General features: G+C 66.0%; 15 protein-coding genes. 12 read left to right on the top strand and 3 right to left on the bottom strand.

Going from position 1 to position 18,008, the window contains the following annotated elements:
* The first annotated feature begins 134 nt into the window (after positions 1-134).
* The 7 genes from BUE39_RS12730 to BUE39_RS12700 all read left to right on the top strand — a co-directional run bounded on the left by BUE39_RS12730 (position 135) and on the right by BUE39_RS12700 (position 8,443).
* The gene (locus BUE39_RS12730; RefSeq protein ID WP_073429033.1) at positions 135-1,328 is read left to right on the top strand and encodes a phosphoglycerate kinase; all 1,194 of its coding nucleotides are present in this window, start codon (positions 135-137) and stop codon (positions 1,326-1,328) included.
* Between the two features lie 316 nt (positions 1,329-1,644).
* The gene (pyk, locus tag BUE39_RS12725; RefSeq protein WP_073429032.1) at positions 1,645-3,081 is read left to right on the top strand and encodes a pyruvate kinase; all 1,437 of its coding nucleotides are present in this window, start codon (positions 1,645-1,647) and stop codon (positions 3,079-3,081) included.
* A 248-nt stretch (positions 3,082-3,329) separates the two neighbouring features.
* Complete coding sequence (gene fba, locus BUE39_RS12720) at positions 3,330-4,394, top strand: class II fructose-bisphosphate aldolase (RefSeq protein WP_073429031.1); 1,065 nt, start codon at positions 3,330-3,332, stop codon at positions 4,392-4,394.
* A gap of 144 nt (positions 4,395-4,538) precedes the next feature.
* Positions 4,539-5,429 (top strand): phosphoribosylaminoimidazolesuccinocarboxamide synthase, encoded by an 891-nt coding sequence (locus BUE39_RS12715; RefSeq protein WP_073429030.1) that lies wholly within the window; start codon positions 4,539-4,541, stop codon positions 5,427-5,429.
* A gap of 139 nt (positions 5,430-5,568) precedes the next feature.
* On the top strand, positions 5,569-6,087 hold the full coding sequence (purE, locus tag BUE39_RS12710) for a 5-(carboxyamino)imidazole ribonucleotide mutase (protein WP_073429029.1): 519 nt from the start codon (positions 5,569-5,571) through the stop codon (positions 6,085-6,087).
* Positions 6,088-6,179: 92 nt separating this feature from the next.
* A complete protein-coding gene (locus tag BUE39_RS12705; protein ID WP_073429028.1) occupies positions 6,180-7,376 on the top strand; it encodes a 5-(carboxyamino)imidazole ribonucleotide synthase in 1,197 nt (398 codons plus the stop codon).
* Positions 7,377-7,384: 8 nt separating this feature from the next.
* On the top strand, positions 7,385-8,443 hold the full coding sequence (locus BUE39_RS12700) for an L-threonylcarbamoyladenylate synthase (RefSeq protein WP_073429027.1): 1,059 nt from the start codon (positions 7,385-7,387) through the stop codon (positions 8,441-8,443).
* Between the two features lie 106 nt (positions 8,444-8,549).
* Here the strand turns inward: BUE39_RS12700 and BUE39_RS12695 are convergent, their stop codons facing one another.
* From BUE39_RS12695 to dacB, 3 genes are all read right to left on the bottom strand, one after another.
* On the bottom strand, positions 8,550-9,710 hold the full coding sequence (locus BUE39_RS12695) for an SGNH/GDSL hydrolase family protein (protein ID WP_073429026.1): 1,161 nt from the start codon (positions 9,708-9,710) through the stop codon (positions 8,550-8,552).
* Between the two features lie 93 nt (positions 9,711-9,803).
* Positions 9,804-10,754, bottom strand: coding sequence for a sterol desaturase family protein (locus BUE39_RS12690; protein WP_073429025.1), 951 nt, complete (start codon positions 10,752-10,754; stop codon positions 9,804-9,806).
* 194 nt (positions 10,755-10,948) lie between these two features.
* A complete protein-coding gene (gene dacB, locus BUE39_RS12685) occupies positions 10,949-12,625 on the bottom strand; it encodes a D-alanyl-D-alanine carboxypeptidase/D-alanyl-D-alanine endopeptidase (RefSeq protein ID WP_073429024.1) in 1,677 nt (558 codons plus the stop codon).
* A gap of 330 nt (positions 12,626-12,955) precedes the next feature.
* Between dacB and BUE39_RS12680 the strand changes: the two genes are divergently transcribed.
* From BUE39_RS12680 to BUE39_RS12660, 5 genes are all read left to right on the top strand, one after another.
* Positions 12,956-13,618, top strand: coding sequence for a response regulator (locus BUE39_RS12680; RefSeq protein ID WP_073429023.1), 663 nt, complete (start codon positions 12,956-12,958; stop codon positions 13,616-13,618).
* 4 nt (positions 13,619-13,622) lie between these two features.
* The gene (locus tag BUE39_RS12675) at positions 13,623-14,924 is read left to right on the top strand and encodes an ATP-binding protein (protein ID WP_073429022.1); all 1,302 of its coding nucleotides are present in this window, start codon (positions 13,623-13,625) and stop codon (positions 14,922-14,924) included.
* A 156-nt stretch (positions 14,925-15,080) separates the two neighbouring features.
* Complete coding sequence (locus BUE39_RS12670) at positions 15,081-16,583, top strand: DegQ family serine endoprotease (protein WP_073429021.1); 1,503 nt, start codon at positions 15,081-15,083, stop codon at positions 16,581-16,583.
* A 301-nt stretch (positions 16,584-16,884) separates the two neighbouring features.
* Positions 16,885-17,382 carry a hypothetical protein gene (locus BUE39_RS12665; protein ID WP_073429020.1) on the top strand — a complete coding sequence of 166 codons (498 nt, stop codon included), beginning with the start codon at positions 16,885-16,887 and terminating at the stop codon, positions 17,380-17,382.
* A gap of 205 nt (positions 17,383-17,587) precedes the next feature.
* Positions 17,588-17,980 carry a DUF427 domain-containing protein gene (locus BUE39_RS12660; protein ID WP_073429019.1) on the top strand — a complete coding sequence of 131 codons (393 nt, stop codon included), beginning with the start codon at positions 17,588-17,590 and terminating at the stop codon, positions 17,978-17,980.
* Positions 17,981-18,008: the final 28 nt, after the last annotated feature.

Genomic DNA, 18,008 nt, shown 5'->3' with positions numbered 1-18,008 from the left:
GCGCGAGCCGCGGCCCCGCCGCCGGCACCCGATTCAGTGGAGCCGCCGCCGTGCCGAAGCGCTGAAGCTTGTCGCGCCTCGCCCGCCGCGCGTCGTCCGCCACCGCCTTCTCATCAACTCGCACACAAACGCCCATGAACAAGGTATTGCGTCTCTCCGATCTGATCGCCGAAGGCAAGCTATCCGGCAAGCGCGTGTTCATCCGCGCCGATTTGAACGTGCCGCAGGACGATCAAGGCAACATCACCGAAGACACCCGCATCCGCGCCTCCGTGCCGGCGATCAAGGCCGCGCTCGACGCCGGCGCGGCCGTGATGGTCACGTCGCACCTGGGCCGTCCGACCGAAGGCGACTTCAAGCCGGAAGATTCCCTTGCGCCGGTCGCCAAACGCCTCGCCGATTTGCTCGGCCGGGACGTGCCGCTGGTCTCCAACTGGGTCGAGAACGGCGTGAACGTAGCGCCGGGCTCGGTCGTGCTGCTGGAAAACTGCCGCGTCAACAAGGGCGAAAAGAAGGATTCCGACGAACTCGCGCAGAAAATGGCGAAGCTCTGCGACGTCTACGTGAACGACGCATTCGGCACCGCGCACCGCGCCGAGGCCACCACGCACGGCATCGCGAAGTACGCGCCCGTCGCGTGCGCCGGGCCGCTGCTGGCCGCCGAGCTCGAAGCGCTCGGCAAGGCGCTGGGCGCGCCGAAGCGCCCGCTGGTGGCGATCGTCGCCGGCTCGAAGGTGTCCACCAAGCTGACCATTCTGAAGTCGCTCGCCGACAAGGTCGACCAGTTGATCGTCGGCGGCGGCATCGCCAATACGTTCATGCTGGCCGCGGGTCTGAAGATCGGCAAGTCGCTCGCCGAAGCCGATCTGGTGAACGAAGCCAAGGCCATCATCGAGGCCGCGAAAGCCCGCGGCGCCTCGGTGCCGATCCCGACCGACGTGGTCACGGCCAAGGAGTTCGCGCCCACCGCCAAGGCCGAAGTCAAGGCCGTCGCCGACGTACAGGACGACGACCTGATCCTCGACATCGGACCGGAAACCGCCAAGGCGCTGGCCGCTCAACTGGAAAAAGCCGGCACGATCGTGTGGAACGGCCCGGTCGGCGTGTTCGAATTCGACCAGTTCGGCAACGGCACGAAGACGCTGGCCGAGGCGATCGCCAAATCGCCGGCGTTCTCGATCGCAGGCGGCGGCGACACGCTCGCGGCGATCGCCAAGTACGGCATTCACGACAAGGTCAGCTACATTTCGACGGGCGGCGGCGCCTTCCTCGAATTCCTCGAGGGCAAGAAGCTGCCGGCGGTCGAAATCCTCGAATCGCGGGCCTGACGTGGCGACGCGCTCCCCCACGGTCAAGTCCGCCAAGGCGCGCGGCGGCAAGTCGCCGCGCAACACCGCGGCAGCATCGGCAGGGGAGCGCCCGGCGCGCTCCGCCGCCGCCCCGATAGCGGCGCGGACTCTCGGCGAAACGGCCGTGCTCGCTCCCCCGCCGGCGCCCCGCGTGCCCGTATCGAACACCGCTTCATCCAATAAAGCGACGCTGGTTTCAACCGGCGCGCAGCCCCTGGCAGCATCCTTCGGTGCGCAGCCTCCGCATCCGACTCGCAGCGCTCTTTCCAGCGATCTCACCCAGACGAGGAGACTCATGCATCGCGCCACCAAGATTGTCGCCACCATCGGACCGGCTTCCAGCACGCCGGAAATCCTCCTGCAAATGATTCAGGCAGGGGCCGACGTGGTGCGGCTCAATTTCTCGCACGGCACCGCCGACGACCACCGCCAGCGCGCCGAATTCGTGCGCGAGGCGGCCCGTCAGGCCGGCCGCGAAGTCGCCATCATGGCGGACCTGCAAGGCCCGAAGATCCGCGTGGGCAAATTCGAAAACGGCAAGGTCGCGCTGGTCGCCGGCGAGCCGTTCATTCTCGACGCCGACTGTGAACTCGGCAACCAGGAACGCGCCGGTCTCGACTACAAGGACCTGCCGCGCGACCTGAAGCCGGGCGACGTGCTGTTGCTCAACGACGGCCTGATCGTGCTGAACGTGGTCCGCGTGCTCGGCAACGAGATTCACACCACCGTCAAGATCGGCGGCGATCTGTCGAACAACAAGGGCATCAACCGCCAGGGCGGCGGTCTGACGGCGCCCGCGCTGACCGCGAAAGACATGGAGGACATCCGCACGGCGATGTCGCTCGGCGTGGATTTTGTCGCGGTATCGTTCCCGAAGAACGCCACGGACATGGAAATGGCCCGCCAACTGGCGAACATCGCCGGCGCGCCCTACGGCATCAAGCCGAAGATGATCGCCAAGATCGAGCGCGCGGAAGCGATTCCGGCGCTGCAAGGCATCCTCGACGCGTCGGACGGCATCATGGTCGCGCGCGGTGATCTGGCCGTGGAAGTGGGCAATGCCGCGGTTCCCGCGCTGCAAAAGCGCATGATCCGGATGGCGCGCGAATCGAACAAGTTCGTGATCACCGCCACGCAGATGATGGAGTCGATGGTCAACGCGCCGGTGCCGACCCGCGCCGAAGTGTCGGACGTGGCCAACGCCGTGCTCGACGGCACCGACGCGGTGATGCTGTCGGCGGAATCGGCGGCGGGCAAGTACCCGGTGCAAACCATCGAGACGATGGCGGCGATCTGTATCGAAGCCGAAAAGTCGGAACAGTCGGAGCTGGACAAGGACTTCCTCAATCGAACGTTCACGCGCATCGACCAGTCCATCGCGATGGGCGCGCTGTTCACCGCGTATCACCTGGGCGCGAAGGCGATCGTGGCGCTGACTGAATCCGGTTCGACCGCGCTGTGGATGTCGCGTCACTGGACGCACGTGCCGATTTTCGCGCTCACGCCGCGCGTCGGCAGCGAACGCGCGATGGCGCTGTACCGCAACGTGACCTCGCTGCATCTGGACACCAACACCGACCGCGACACCGCGTTGCAACAGGCGCTGGAAACCGTGGTGAGCAAGGGCTACGCGTCGCGCGGCGACATGGTGGTGCTGACCGTCGGCGAGCCGATGGGCCAGGCCGGCGGCACGAATACGCTGAAGATCGTGCGGGTCGGCGAACCGTATTGATTCGCTGCGACGAGTAGCAGACTGCTCGATCGGCACAGGCTTGATCGAGCGAAGCAGGCTGTCATGCCCCGCGAGAGGCGGCGCACAGACTCGAACAGCGCGCTTGGGCGAAGGTAGATGCGCCGCGCGCTTTCCAGGCTGCGCGAACTGCGCCGACCGAGCGAAAGGGTGCGCAGCTTGCTTCGCGATCGAATCGCCCAAAAGATGCCGACGGCATAAGAATTCGTTTCAATCTAAGGAGTTACAGCATGCCTCTCGTATCAATGCGTCAACTGCTGGACCATGCCGCTGAAAACGGCTACGGCCTTCCGGCATTCAACGTGAACAACCTGGAGCAGGTGCAGGCGATCATGGCGGCGGCCGACAAGGTCAACGCACCGGTCATCATGCAGGCTTCCGCCGGTGCGCGTAAGTACGCGGGCGAGGCGTTCCTGCGCCACCTGATCGAAGCGGCGGTCGAGTCCTATCCGCACATCCCCGTCGTGATGCACCAGGACCACGGGCAGTCGCCGGCGGTCTGCATGGCGGCGATCCGCAGCGGTTTCACCAGCGTGATGATGGACGGTTCGCTCGAAGCCGACGGCAAGACGGTCGCTTCCTACGAATACAACGTCGAGGTGTCGCGCAAGGTGGTGGAAGCGGCGCATTCGATCGGCATCACCGTGGAAGCGGAGCTGGGCGTGCTGGGCTCGCTGGAAACCATGAAGGGCGACAAGGAAGACGGCCACGGCGCGGAAGGCACGATGACCCGCGAGCAACTGCTGACCGATCCCGAACAGGCCGCCGACTTCGTCAAGCTGACGCAATGCGACGCGCTCGCGATCGCGATCGGCACCTCGCACGGCGCGTACAAGTTCAGCAAGAAGCCCACGGGCGACATCCTGTCGATCCAGCGCATCAAGGAAATTCACCAGCGCATTCCGAACACCCATCTGGTGATGCACGGTTCGTCGTCGGTGCCGCAGGAACTGCTCGCGGAAATCCGCGAGTTCGGCGGCGACATGAAGGAAACCTACGGCGTGCCGGTCGAGGAAATCCAGGAAGGCATCAAGAACGGCGTGCGCAAGGTCAACATCGACACCGACTTGCGCCTCGCGATCACCGGCGCGATCCGCCGCTACATGGCGACCAATCCGGGCAAGTTCGATCCGCGCGATTACCTGAAGCCGGCGCGCGAAGCCGCGATGAAGATCTGTATCGAGCGCTACACGCAATTCGGCTGCGAAGGCCAGGCCGGCAAGATCAAGCCGGTTTCGCTTGATAAAATCGCGGAGAAGTACAAGTCGGGCGAGCTCGCGCAAGTCGTCCGTTAAGCTGCATCGGGGTCAAGCTTTGGCTCTGCGCCTGGCCGTTTGGCCAGGTTGTCGTTAGATCGCCGTTCCCGCATCATCCGGGGAACGGCGTTTCCCTTTTGTTCCGCTCACACTTTTTTGCCTCACTTTTAGCGAACCACGACGATGTCTACCCTTTACGAATCCACGCTCCACTCGCTGCCGCTGCTCGGCCGCGGTAAAGTCCGCGACAACTATGCGGTGGGCAACGACCAGTTGCTGATCGTCACGACCGACCGTCTGTCGGCGTTCGACGTCATCATGGGCGAGCCGATTCCGAACAAGGGCCGCGTGCTCAACGAAATGGCGAACTTCTGGTTCGAGAAGCTGAAGCACGTGGTGCCGAATCATCTGACGGGTGTGGCGCCCGAATCCGTCGTGGCCGCGGACGAAGTCGAGCAGGTCAAGGGCCGGGCGGTCGTCGTGAAGCGCCTCGAGCCGATTCTCGTCGAGGCAGTCGTGCGCGGCTATCTGGCCGGCAGCGGCTGGAAAGACTACCAGGCCACCGGCTCGGTGTGCGGCGTGGAATTGCCGCCCGGCCTGCAGAACGCGCAGAAGCTGCCCGAGCCGATCTTCACGCCGGCGGCCAAGGCCGAAATGGGCCACCACGACGAAAACATCACCTACAACGAGATGGAGCGCCGCATCGGCACGGAACTGTCGGCCACGATCCGCGACATCTCGATCAAGCTGTACAAGGAAGCCGCTGATTACGCGGCCACGCGCGGCATCATCATCGCGGACACGAAGTTCGAATTCGGTCTCGACAATCACGGCAAGCTATACCTGATGGACGAGGCGCTCACCGCCGATTCGTCGCGTTTCTGGCCGGCTGACCAGTATCAGGTCGGCACCAATCCGCCTTCGTTCGACAAGCAGTTCGTACGCGACTGGCTCGAAACGCAGTCGTGGAAAAAGGAACCGCCGGCGCCGAAGCTGCCCGACGACGTGGTGACGAAGACGGGCGAGAAGTATCAGGAAGCGCTCGAACGCCTGACCGGTCACAAGCTGGCCTGATTACGCGCGCCTGGGTGGACTCGCGCCGCGCGGGAAAACGCCGGGCCGCCCCAGGTTTTCGCTCCGGCAGGAAGTCCCCTGAAGGCCAGGCGCGCAGCGACAGGTCCGGGGCGCTCTCAAGAAACAAGGAAGCCGCAACATGAGTGAAGTCCAGACTGCCCACACGCATGCCGCGCCAGTCGTCGGCGTGCTGATGGGGTCCAGTTCCGACTGGGAAGTGATGAGAAACGCCGTGGCGATTCTCCAGCAATTCGGCGTGCCGTACGAAGCGAAGGTCGTCTCCGCGCACCGCATGCCCGACGAGATGTTCGCCTACGCCGAGAGCGCGCGCGAGCGCGGCATCCGCGCGATCATCGCGGGCGCGGGCGGCGCGGCGCATCTACCGGGCATGCTGGCGGCCAAGACCACGGTGCCGGTGCTCGGCGTGCCGGTGGCGAGCAAGTATCTGAAGGGCGTCGATTCGCTGCATTCGATCGTGCAGATGCCCAAGGGGGTGCCGGTCGCCACGTTTGCGATCGGTGAAGCGGGCGCGGCGAATGCGGCGCTGTTCGCGGTGTCGATCCTGAGCGGCACGAGCGCGGAGTATGCGGAGAAACTGGCGGCGTTCCGTGTGCGCCAGAACGAGGCGGCTCACGCCATGGTGCTGCCTGCGCTGTAAGCGCGAAGGCGATTGTTTTAGACGTCCCCCGTTTGACCCCCGGCCGGCGTGCAGTTTGACTGCTGAAGCGCCAGCCGCGACCGACCACTAAGATGAACCCAGACAACACACCGGTTTCACCGATTCTGCCCGGCGCATGGCTTGGCATGGTCGGTGGCGGCCAGCTCGGCCGCATGTTCTGCTTTGCCGCCCAGGCGATGGGCTATCGCGTCGCCGTGCTGGACCCCGACGAAAACAGCCCGGCGGGCGCGGTCGCCGACCGCCACTTGCGCGCGGCTTACGACGATGAAGCGTCGCTGACCGAACTCGCGCGGCTGTGCGCCGCGGTGTCGACCGAATTCGAGAACGTGCCGGCCGCGAGCCTCGATTTCCTCGCGCGAACCACGTTCGTCAGCCCGGCCGGCCGCTGCGTGGCGGTGGCGCAGGACCGCATCGCCGAGAAGCGCTTTATCGCGTCGTCGGGCGTGACGGTGGCGCCGCATGTGGTGATCGAATCGTCGGACGCGCTGGCCGCGCTCGACGACGCCAAGCTTGAAGCCGTGCTGCCGGGCATCCTCAAGACGGCTCGCATGGGCTACGACGGCAAGGGCCAGATTCGCGTGCGCAATGCCGACGAAGTGCGCGAGGCGCATGCGTCGCTCGGCGGCGTCCCGTGCGTGCTGGAAAAGCGCTTGCCGCTGAAGTTCGAGGTGTCCGCGCTGATCGTGCGCGCGTCGAGCGGCGCGTCGGCGGTCTATCCGCTCGCGCAGAACACGCATCGCGACGGCGTGCTGTCGCACACCATCGTGCCCGCGCCGGATGCCAGCGCGACGCTCGTCGCGCAAGCGCAGCAAGCCGCGCTGCAAATCGCCGACAAGCTCGGCTATGTGGGCGTGCTGTGCGTCGAGTTCTTCATTCTCGAAGACGGCTCGCTCGTCGCCAACGAAATGGCGCCGCGTCCGCACAACTCCGGCCATTACACCGTCGACGCCTGCGCGACCAGCCAGTTCGAGCAGCAGGTGCGCGCGATGACCGGCATGCCGCTCGGCGACACGCGTCAGCATTCGCCGGCGGTGATGCTGAACATTCTCGGCGACGTGTGGTTTCCGGACGGCCCGAAGCGCGCGGCGGCCACGCCGCCATGGCACGAAGTCGCCGCGATGCCGGCGGCGCGTCTGCATCTGTACGGCAAGGAAGAGGCGCGTTGCGGCCGCAAGATGGGTCACGTGAACTTCACGGCGGCGACGCTCGAAGAAGCCCGCACGGCGGCGCGCGATTGCGCGCGGCTTCTGCATATCGCAACGAGCTGACGCGCGCCATGCCCGATCAACAGAAACCGGCCGAGGGCGCGGCGAACGCGTTGCCCGTCACCGCCGCGCAGATCGAGCAGGCCGCGGCGCTGCTCGACGCGGGCGGTCTCGTCGCCTTCCCCACGGAGACCGTGTACGGACTCGGCGGCGACGCCGAGAACCCGGACGCGGTCGCGCGTATTTACGCGGCGAAGGGCCGGCCGGCGAATCATCCGGTGATCGTGCATCTCGCGCCGCAAGGCGATCCGAATTATTGGGTCGAGTATTTGCCGGCCGAGGCGCAGCGTTTGATCGACGCGTTCTGGCCGGGTCCGCTGACGTTGATTCTGAAGCGTGCCGCGCGGATCAATCCGGCGGTGAGCGGCGGGCAGGATTCGGTGGGGCTGCGCTGTCCGTCGCATCCCGTGGCGCAGGCCTTGCTGGAGGCGTTCAGCGCGTTGCGCGACGGACATGGCGGGGTGGCGGCGCCATCGGCGAACCGGTTCGGGCATGTGAGCCCGACCACCGCGCAACATGTGCGCGACGAGTTCGGCGGCACGATTCATGTGCTGGATGGCGGCGCGTCGGATGTCGGCATCGAGTCGACGATCGTGGACCTGTCGCGCGGCTTTCCCGCGTTGTTGCGACCGGGGCGGGTGACGCCGCAAGATATCGCCGACGTGCTCGGCGAGGCGCCGCGCTTGCCGGATGGCTCCGACGCGACCGCGCCGCGCGCCTCGGGTACGCTGAAAGCGCACTATGCGCCGCGCACGCCGTTGGCGCTGCTGCCTTTCGAGGCGATCGAGCCGTTGCTTGCCGCGCGTCATGCGGATCGAGCCGACGAACGTGTCGCGTTGGTGGCGCGCGCTTCGCGTGCCGGACGCTGGGCTGACGCCGAAGGCGTGCATTTCGTTGCCGCGCCTGAGGATCCGCACGTTTACGCGCGCGAGTTGTACGGTTTGCTGCGAGCGTTGGATCGGGCGAACGTAGCGCGGATTCTCATCGAGAAACTGCCGGACACGATCGAGTGGATCGCCGTCAATGACCGGCTTGGCCGCGCCGCGGCTGCGTTTGAAGCGCAGGGCTAAGATTCGGCTTCGGGTTCGCGCACACCATGAAAAACGCCTGGCTTGAAACCAGCCAGGCGTTCGCGGAATAAAAAACCAACGCCGTCACACGGCGCCCTGAATCACCTCACTTGCCAAGCCCACTAGCCGCGATCTGCTGCTGCACGTACTGTGCGAACAGCGCATGCACGTGCGTCGTCGGATGCACCGTATCGGCAAACATGTAAGTCTGATCCGCGCCCGCGACCGTGTAGGTTTGCGGCGAGCAGAACAGCGACGACGCATACGCCGACGGATTGGGTACGCCGTACTGCGCGGCGGCCGCCGCCATCGCGGTCAAATTACACGCCGTGCCCGTGTTCGTCACGGTAAAACCGCTGGCCGATGCGTTGGCCATCAGCGTGTCCTGCCATGTGTAAGCGTCGATAGGAATGACCTTGCTGTAGATGCCGGCCTGCTGTAACGCACCGAAGAACGCGGCGTTATACACCTTCGTGATCCCGGACAACAACGTCGGCGCGAGCGGCCCCGACGTCGGGATCAACGACTGCGCGAGCGGCGTGCTGCCGATGTCCGGAACGTTCGCCACCACCACGTGCGTTGCGCCGTTCTGCAGAATCACGCCGACCTGCTGCGCTAGCGCGACAGCCACCGGCACCAGCGTGTTTTGCGTTTCCTTCAGTACCGCAGTTTGCGCGTCCATGCCGCCGGCGATGTCGGTCTGGATCGCGGCCGTGAGCGCGGAGAGTTGCACGAAAATATCGTTGGCGCCGCCGTTCACGAGCACCAGTTGATTCGAATTGAAGCTGCCGTGAGCGGACAGATAGTTTTGCACCTGCGTGACGACCGGCACGGTGGTGGCTTGCGCATAGCTCGGTTGTCCGGCCGCCGCGTGCCCCGGACCGTTCGGGTCCACCACGCGCGCGCCGCCTTGCGCGTAGCCGTAGCCGGAGGTGTTCACGAGCGGTTGACCAAAGCCGCCGAGCGCCGCAGCGGACAACGTGTCGCCATAGTATTCGGCAACCTTCTGCGTCCACACCTCACCGGGATTGGTCGTGAAGCGGCCGCCGCCGAAGCTGCCCTGGATCACCGGCGCATAGGTGCCGACGTCCGACAAGCTGTCGCCGAACGACACGATCTGCAACTTCACGCCGCCCGCAGGCGTGCTGCTTGAATTGTTGTTGTCATCGCCGCCGCCGCACGCCGCAAGCAGCGCGAACGCCGTGCTGGCCAGCGTGACTTTCGTGACGCGCGACCACCGCTGTTTCCTCGATGCTGTTTGATTCATTTTGACTTCATCTCCTCGTATGTCTGGCCCTATGCCATGTGTTGCAGGCAGCGCCCGCCGCGTCGGCGGCGTGACGACAGCTTACAGAATCTTCTACGGTCTGCGCGTCGTTTGAAACGCGGCCGTATTGCGTTCGTTCATCGTCGTATCCAGGGTGATTGACGCCGGGCCCGCGGCGCGGCGCGCGTGATAATCCGCGGCCCACGCGGGCGGCGCGAACAGCGCGCGCAGCTTGTTGCGCCAGCCGCGCACGCTCGCGAAGTCCGCGGCCATCGACGTCCATTCGTGAAACGTCGCCTTGAGCGGGTTATACGTGTGAAGCGGTTCGACGATGCCGTACACCGGCGCCTCGTGCGAATCTTCCTCGACATAGCTGCCGAATAGCCGGTCCCAGATCACCAGCACGCCGGCGTAATTGCGGTCGATATAACGGTCGTTGCGCGCGTGATGCACGCGATGAATCGACGGCGTGTTGAACACGTACTCGAGCCAGCGGAGCTTGCCGCCGAATTTGCCGATCGCCTGCGTATGCACGAAAAACTGGAAGCCGAGATTGATCAACACGATGGCGACGATCTGCGTCGGCGCAAAGCCGAGCACGGCGAGCGGAATCCAGAACAGCCACATGCCGGCGACCGGATACATCAGGCTCTGACGGAACGCGGTGGAAAAATTCATCCGCTCCGACGAGTGATGCACGACGTGCGCGGCCCACAGCCAGCGCACGCGATGACTGCAACGATGGAACACGTAGTAGAGCAGGTCTTGCGCGACGAACAGCACGGCGAACGACACCCAGCTCGCCTGCCAGGTGTGGACGCGGTAATGGTCGTGGACAAACGCGTAGACGGGAATGATGGCGAGCCATGCGAGTTTGTCGGCGGCTTGCTGCATCAGCGCGAGCGCGACGTTGCAGAGCGTGTCGGGCCAGCTATAGAGCCGCGCGCCGGGGCGCGTGCGCCGCAGATGCCACGCCTCCCAGCCGATGCATGCGAGAAAGACCGGCGCCATGGCGAGCAGCAGCAATTCGGCATCGAATTGCATCGTGTCTTCCTCCGTGGTCCCTGAGCGCCGCGTGTGCCGCGGCGGTTGGTGTCGTTATCGTTTGAGGAGCCCTCGCTACCGTGGCGGCTGCGCGGCTCGCGCGCCGCGTTGGGTGTTTTACGCGCCCCTCGAACACTGCCCGACAGCGTACACGCTTAGGGCATGGGCGCGCGCGGCTTCGCTAGAAGGAATCCTCAATGGGCGCCGCGTTTGCGCGGGTTTTTCCTGGGTTTGCCGTCCGCCGCGCTGGCCGATTTAGCGCGCGGTTCGGTGACGGGCGCCGCGACTTGCCTCGTGCCCTGTTCCGGTCCCTGGTACACCCACTCGAGCAACGCGTCGTGCGCGGCGCGCGCCGCTTCCGAATGCGGATCGTTGATGAGGCTGACCACCACGTAGCTGTTGCCGTCCGCCGAGGCCACATAGCCCGCGATCGCCCGCACGTCGCGCAAGGTGCCGGTCTTGATGTGCGCGTTGCCGCCCGCGCCCCGGTTGGTCAAGCGGTTGCGCATCGTGCCGTCGACGCCCGCGATCGGCAGCGACTCCACGAACACCTGGGCGACCGGGCTCGCGTTGGCCCGCTGCAGCAGATCGGCGAGCGCGAGCGCGGTGATGTGCTCGTCGCGCGAGAGGCCCGAGCCGTTGTCGAGCGTCAGGTATTCCATGTCGACGCTGTCGCGGCGTAGAAACGCCTCGATCGCGCGCGCCGATTTGGCGGGCGTGGCGGGCGGCTTTTCCTCGGCCGCGCCGATGGTCAGGAACAGGTTGCGCGCCATCGTGTTGTTGCTGAACTTGTTGATGTCGCGAACGATATCGGAGAGCACCGGCCCCTGATGCATGGCGACGAGGCGCGCGCCGAGCGGCACCGCGCCCTCGCGGGTCGCGCCGCTGAAGGTGCCGCCGCTTTGCTGCCAGAGCGCGAGGAAGCCGCCCGCGAAAAACGCGGAGTGATCGAGCACCGCGACGTTGAGGGTGCGCGGGCCGCAGCGCACCGAATAGTCGCCGGTGAACGACGCGATGACCGTGCCGTTGGCTTGCGGCGCGACGGACGGCGACACCGAAGCCGCGTCGCCGCGGCATGGGCCGTTGACCGCGCGCATCTGATTGTCGATCTGCAACTGCGCGAGCGCCGGCAGCACGTCGATCGCGACGCTGCCGTCGGACGAAGGCGTCAGCGTGAACGACAGCGACTTGAACGCGTAGAGCAGCGGATCGGGGCCGACGTTGTACGGCGCGCTGGCGTCGTCGTCGAAGGGCGGCAGGTCGCGCGTGGACGGATCGAAGTAGCGCTTGTCGAGCACCAGCGCGCCGTCGATGCCGGTGATGCCCGCCTTGCGGATCTTCTGCACGAGGTCGATCAGTTCTTCCGGCACTAGCTTCGGGTCGCCCGTGCCCTGGATGTAGAGATTGCCGTGCAGCACGCCGTTGGCGTCGACGCTGCCGTCCGCGTAGGCGTTCGTGCGCCAGCGATAGTCCGCGCCGAGAATCGACAGGCCGGCGTAAGTGGTGACGAGCTTCATCGTCGAGGCGGGCATCATCGGCTTGCCTGCGTTGAGCGCGACGATCGGCGTGCGGTCGCCGATTTTTTCCACCACCACGCTGATCGACGACAAGGGCACGTGGGCGCGCTGCAAGCCGGCCATGACCTGCGGCGGCAACACCGTGGTGACGTTGACGCGCGGATGCGCGGCCTTGACGCGAGCCTCGGCGGCAAGCGGCAGCGCCGCGCCGCCGCAGCCGAGCGCGGCGCAGACAAGCAGCAGGGCCGCGGTGCGCGGCGCGAACCGGCGGGGCTTGGCGTTCACGAAAGCAGACGAAGCGAATAACCGCGGCAGCACGTCGCGGACAAGAAAAGACAACGAAGCGAGCGTCATGGACGGGCGGGCAGGCAAGATTTCAGGGCGTGGGGCACGTGTGGCACGTGGGGCAAACAAGCGAGCGTGTGAATGCCGACGCAGCGCGCGATTCGTTCGTGCAGCGATTGCGTGGCGCGTTCGCGAGCGCCGCATCGACCCGATGATGCAAAGGCGGCGGCTCGACGCATGCCGCATACGCAACGCACGCGTAGGCGAACCGGGCCGCGCGACGCAAAGCGCACATTGTAGAGACATGCCGCCGCGCTGCGGTGGAAAAAGCGCCACGCGGCGCGCGCCGCTAGCGAAGGCTAGAATGCGGCATCATCAAATGTTTGGAGCCTTGGGGCCATGCGCATATTGCTAGTCGAAGACGACCGGATGATCGCCGAGGGCGTGCGCAAGGCGCTGCGCGGCGAAGGCTTCGCGGTGGATTGGGTGGAGGACGGCGAAGCGGCGCTCAGCGCGGCGGCCGCCCAGCCTTACGATCTGGTGCTGCTCGACCTCGGCCTGCCCAAGCGCGACGGACTGGACGTGCTGCGCACGCTGCGCGCCCGCGGCCATGCGATTCCGGTGCTGATCGTCACCGCGCGCGACGCGATCGCCGATCGCGTCAAAGGGCTCGACGCCGGCGCGGACGATTACCTCGTCAAACCTTTCGACCTCGACGAACTCGGCGCCCGCATGCGCGCGCTGATCCGGCGTCAATCGGGCCGCAGCGATTCGACCATCCGTCACGGCAACGTGACGCTCGATCCCGCGTCGCATCTGGTGACGCTCGACGGCGCGCCGGTCGCGCTGTCGGCGCGCGAGTTCGCTCTGCTCGAGGCGCTGCTCGCGCGGCCGGGCGCGGTGCTCTCCAAGAGCCAGCTCGAGGAGAAGATGTACGGCTGGGGCGAGGAGATCGGCAGCAATACCGTCGAGGTCTATATTCACGCGCTGCGCAAGAAGCTCGGCGCGGAGCTGATCCGCAACGTGCGCGGCCTCGGCTACATGATCGCGAAGGACGCCTGAGCCGATGAGGTCGATTCGCCATCAACTGCTGGTGTGGCTCCTTGCGCTGATGCTGCTCGGCATCGGCATCGCGGGTTGGCTGATCTACCGGCAGGCGCTTGCCGAAGCCAACGAACTGTTCGATTACCAGTTGGAGCAGATCGCCGCGGCGCTGCCGTCGGAACCGTTCTCGCAGGTGCTCGGCTCTCGCGATACCGGCGACGAAGGCATCGTGCTGCAAATCTGGAATCGCAACGGCGTATTGATGTATTACTCGCGTCCGCGTGCGCCGCTCGCGCCGCGCGCCGAACTCGGCTTTTCGACCGAACGTACGGAACGCGGCGAGTGGCGGGTGTACGGCGCGATCGTCGGCGATAACGTCGTGCAACTGGCGCAGCCGCTTTCCGTGCGCAACCGGCTCGCGGCCGACGTCGCGCTGCGCACGCTGTGGCCGTTGATCGTGCTGCTGCCGCTGCTGGGCGTGGCGGTGTGGGTGATCGTCGGGCGCGGACTGCGGCCCTTGCGGCGCGTGACGAGCGCGCTCGACACGCGCCGTCCGGAAGCGCTCGAAGCTTTGCCCGACCAGCGCTTGCCGCTCGAAGTGCAGCCGCTCGTGCGCGCGTTGAACGGCCTGCTCGAACGGCTCGCCACCGCGCTCGACATTCAGAAAGCGTTCGTCGCCGACGCCGCACATGAACTGCGCACGCCGCTCGCCGCCGTGCAGATTCAGGCGCAACTGGTGGCGCGCGCGAAAGACGATGCCGCCCGCGGTGAAGCGCTTGCCGATCTGCAAACAGGCGTCACGCGCGCCACGCGCCTCGCGGAGCAACTGCTGGCGCTCGCGCGTTCCGAGCCGGACGGCCTCGGCGCCACCAGCACGATCGACTTGCGCGCGCTGCTGCGAAACTGCGTGGCGGCTTACGCGCCGCTCGCGCAGAATCGCGGCGTCGATCTCGGCATCGAGGCGAGCGAGTCCGCCACGGTGATCGGCGACGCGGAGGCGCTGGGCGTGATGTTCAACAACCTCGTCGACAACGCGACCAAGTACACGCCGCCGGGCGGGCATGTCGATGTTTCGCTGCATGTCGAAGACGGGCGTCCGGTGGTGCGGATCGCCGATAGCGGACCGGGCATCGAACCGGCCGAGCGCGATCGTGTGTTCGACCGGTTTTACCGTGTCGGCGCCGGCGCGGACCGCGCGCGCACCGACGTGGCGGGCAGCGGTTTGGGGCTCGCGATCGTGCGCCGCATCGCCACCCAGCATCACGCGGCCGTGTCGCTCGACGAATCGCCGGCGGGCGGTTTGCAGGTCACCGTGCGTTTCTGAAGATGGGGCTTTCTGTTCGTAAAGAGGCTTAAACGAGGCTTAACGCGGCCTTATCAGCGGGAATCAAGCGATCTGTCGCTGCTTAAGACTCTTTTAAGCGATAGCACGTACGCTTCGTGACATCCCCAAGCCTCTTCTCCCCTCCAGGAGTACACGATGAACGCGAAAACCTTGTCCCGCGGCGCCGTTGCAGTCGCTGTCGCCGCGGCGCTCTCCGTCGGCTACGTGGCGGGCCATCGCGACGTGCCCGCGCCGCAGGTCATCACGCCCGCACAAGCCGCGATGATGCCCGCCGAAGCCGCCGCCAAGACCGGCATTCCCGACTTCTCGGGCCTCGTCGAAACCTACGGTCCGGCCGTCGTCAACATCAGCGCCAAGCATGTCGTGAAGCAGGCGGCATTGCGCGGCAACGGCGGCGGCAACCAGTTGCCGATCGATCCGAGCGATCCCTTCTATCAGTTCTACAAGCACTTCTTCGGCGGCATGCCGGGCATGCAAGGCCCTGACGGCGGCGATGCGCCCGATCAGCCGAGCGCGAGCCTGGGCTCGGGATTCATCGTCAGCAATGACGGCTATATCCTGACCAACGCGCATGTGGTGGACGGCGCCAATGTCGTCACGGTGAAGCTCACCGACAAGCGCGAATTCCGCGCCAAGGTGATCGGCGCCGACAAGCAATCCGACGTCGCCGTGCTGAAGATCGACGCGAGCAATCTGCCCACCGTGAAGATCGGCGATCCACGCCAGAGCAAGGTCGGGCAGTGGGTGGTCGCGATCGGCTCGCCTTACGGTTTCGACAACACGGTGACCTCGGGCATCATCAGCGCGAAATCGCGTTCGCTGCCGAACGAGAATTACACGCCGTTCATCCAGACGGATGTGCCGGTGAATCCCGGCAATTCGGGCGGACCGCTTTTCAACCTGCAAGGCGAAGTGATCGGCATCAACTCGATGATCTACTCGCAGACCGGCGGCTTCCAGGGCCTTTCGTTCGCGATCCCGATCAATGAAGCGATCAAGGTCAAGGACGACATCGTCAAGACCGGTCACGTGAGCCGCGGGCGTCTCGGCGTCGCGGTGCAGGGCGTGAACCAGACGCTCGCCGACTCGTTTGGCATGCAGAAACCGCGAGGCGCGCTCGTCAGCTCGGTCGATCCGGGCGGCCCGGCGGCCAAGGCCGGTTTACAGCCGGGCGACGTGATCCTGTCCGTGAACGGCCAACCGGTCGACGACTCGGCGGACCTGCCGTCGCAGGTCGCGGGTCTCGCGCCGGGCAGCCCGGCTACCGTGCAGGTGTGGCGCGACAAGAGCACCAAGGATCTGAAGGTGACGATCGGCTCGTTGTCGGATACCAAGGTCGCCTCGGACAAGGCCGATCAGCCGCCCCAGTTGCAAAGCCGGCTCGGTGTGGCCGTGCGGCCGTTGACGCCGCAGGAGAAGAGCGGCGCGTCGGTGTCGCATGGTCTGCTGGTGCAGCAATCGGGCGGCGCGGCCGAAAGTGCCGGCATTCAGCCGGGCGACGTGATTCTGGCGGTCAACGGCCGGCCGGTGGCGAGCGTCGATCAACTCAAGCAGATGATCGCCGGCGCCGGCAACAGCATCGCGTTGCTGATCCAGCGCGACAATGCGCAGATTTTCGTGCCGGTCGATCTCGGCTGATAACCGTGCCGTGGGCGGATCGGCGAGTGGATTGCCGATTCGCGGCACGACCGGCGTTCGAGCCGGTCTGCTCGGGAATCTGAAGAAGTAACGCTTGCCGGTCCTTGCACATCCTGCTCGCGGACCGGCTTTTTTTCGCGTGTTCAGCAGCGGTGCGGAAGACGCCGCGCGCCACCTCGTAAGGCGTGGCAGCGGCTTCCAGCGGGCACGATCCGCAGCGTGGCACGCGGGTTGCATCTCACTTTATCCGGGGCCGTTCGAGGCACACCGGGCCATAAGGACCTTAACGAGGAGCGAACCGATGAAAACCCAACGCAATCAGCGAAGGATCGTAGCCGCCGCGGTGTGCGCGGCGCTCACGCTCGGGCTGGCGGGCGGCGCCCATGCACAGCAGGCGAGCGAGGTCACGGGCGGCACCACCGCCGACGACACCAGCGCGGGCAACGCGAACGGTGGCGGTCTGCCGCAAGTTCAGCAGCAGGGCGACGTCTCGTTCGTGTCGGGCGGCGTCGGTCTCGACGAATCGAAGGCGTTGCAGGCGGCGCAAAGCCAGTGGCCGCTGTCGCTGCGCTTTACCGGTCCCACCGCGGAGTTTCTTGCGGACGTCCACGTGCGGGTGGTCGACGCGCACAACGGCGAGGTGTTGAACGCCACCTCGCGCGGGCCGTACATGCTGATCAAGCTGCGCCCGGGCCGCTACACCGTGCATGCGCAATACAAGGACCGGGACCAGTCCAAGGCGGTGACCGTACCCGCCAAGGGCAGCGCCAAGGCCGCCTTCTACTGGAATACCCAGTAAGCGCCTGGGCTTTGCCTGGCGGCGCCGCGGCAACGTCGGACGCCATGCGGGAACATTGCCGGAGTAGCGGCGCAAACGCGGCGAGGAACACTGCGCAATCGGCCAGAGTTTGGCCGATAATGAAGCCACGGGTCACCCCCGTGGCTTTACTGTTTTGCGCGAGCGCATACGACGCATAGGACCGCACACCTCACGGAGCCGAGACATGAGCGATGCCTTGACACCTCACGGAAGGCCTGCCGCCAGCCAGGGCGAGCACACCATCGCGATCACCGGTAACCATCACCGCGTGCGGGTGATACACGGCGGCGTGACCATGGCCGACACGCACGCGGGGCTGACGCTCGCGGAAACCGGTCTGCCGGACGTGTTCTATTTTCCGCGCGAAGACGTGAACATGGCGCGGCTCGAACGTTCGGCGCACACCACGCACTGCCCGTTCAAGGGCGAGGCGTCGTACTTCCATCTGCGCACCGAAGACGGCCTGATCGAAAACGCGGTGTGGAGCTATGAGACGCCGTTCGAGTCCGTCATGCGGATCAAGGGGTATCTCGCGTTTTACGCATCGCGCGTCGACCGCATCGATCAGACGTCCTGATCCCGCTGTCGCGCGTTCATCGCCGAGG

It is taken from the genome of Paraburkholderia terricola (assembly GCF_900142195.1).
Classification (GTDB): domain Bacteria; phylum Pseudomonadota; class Gammaproteobacteria; order Burkholderiales; family Burkholderiaceae; genus Paraburkholderia; species Paraburkholderia terricola.
The sequence above is the reverse complement of the archived record's forward strand: the minus strand, read 5'-3'. Positions and strand labels throughout refer to the sequence as shown.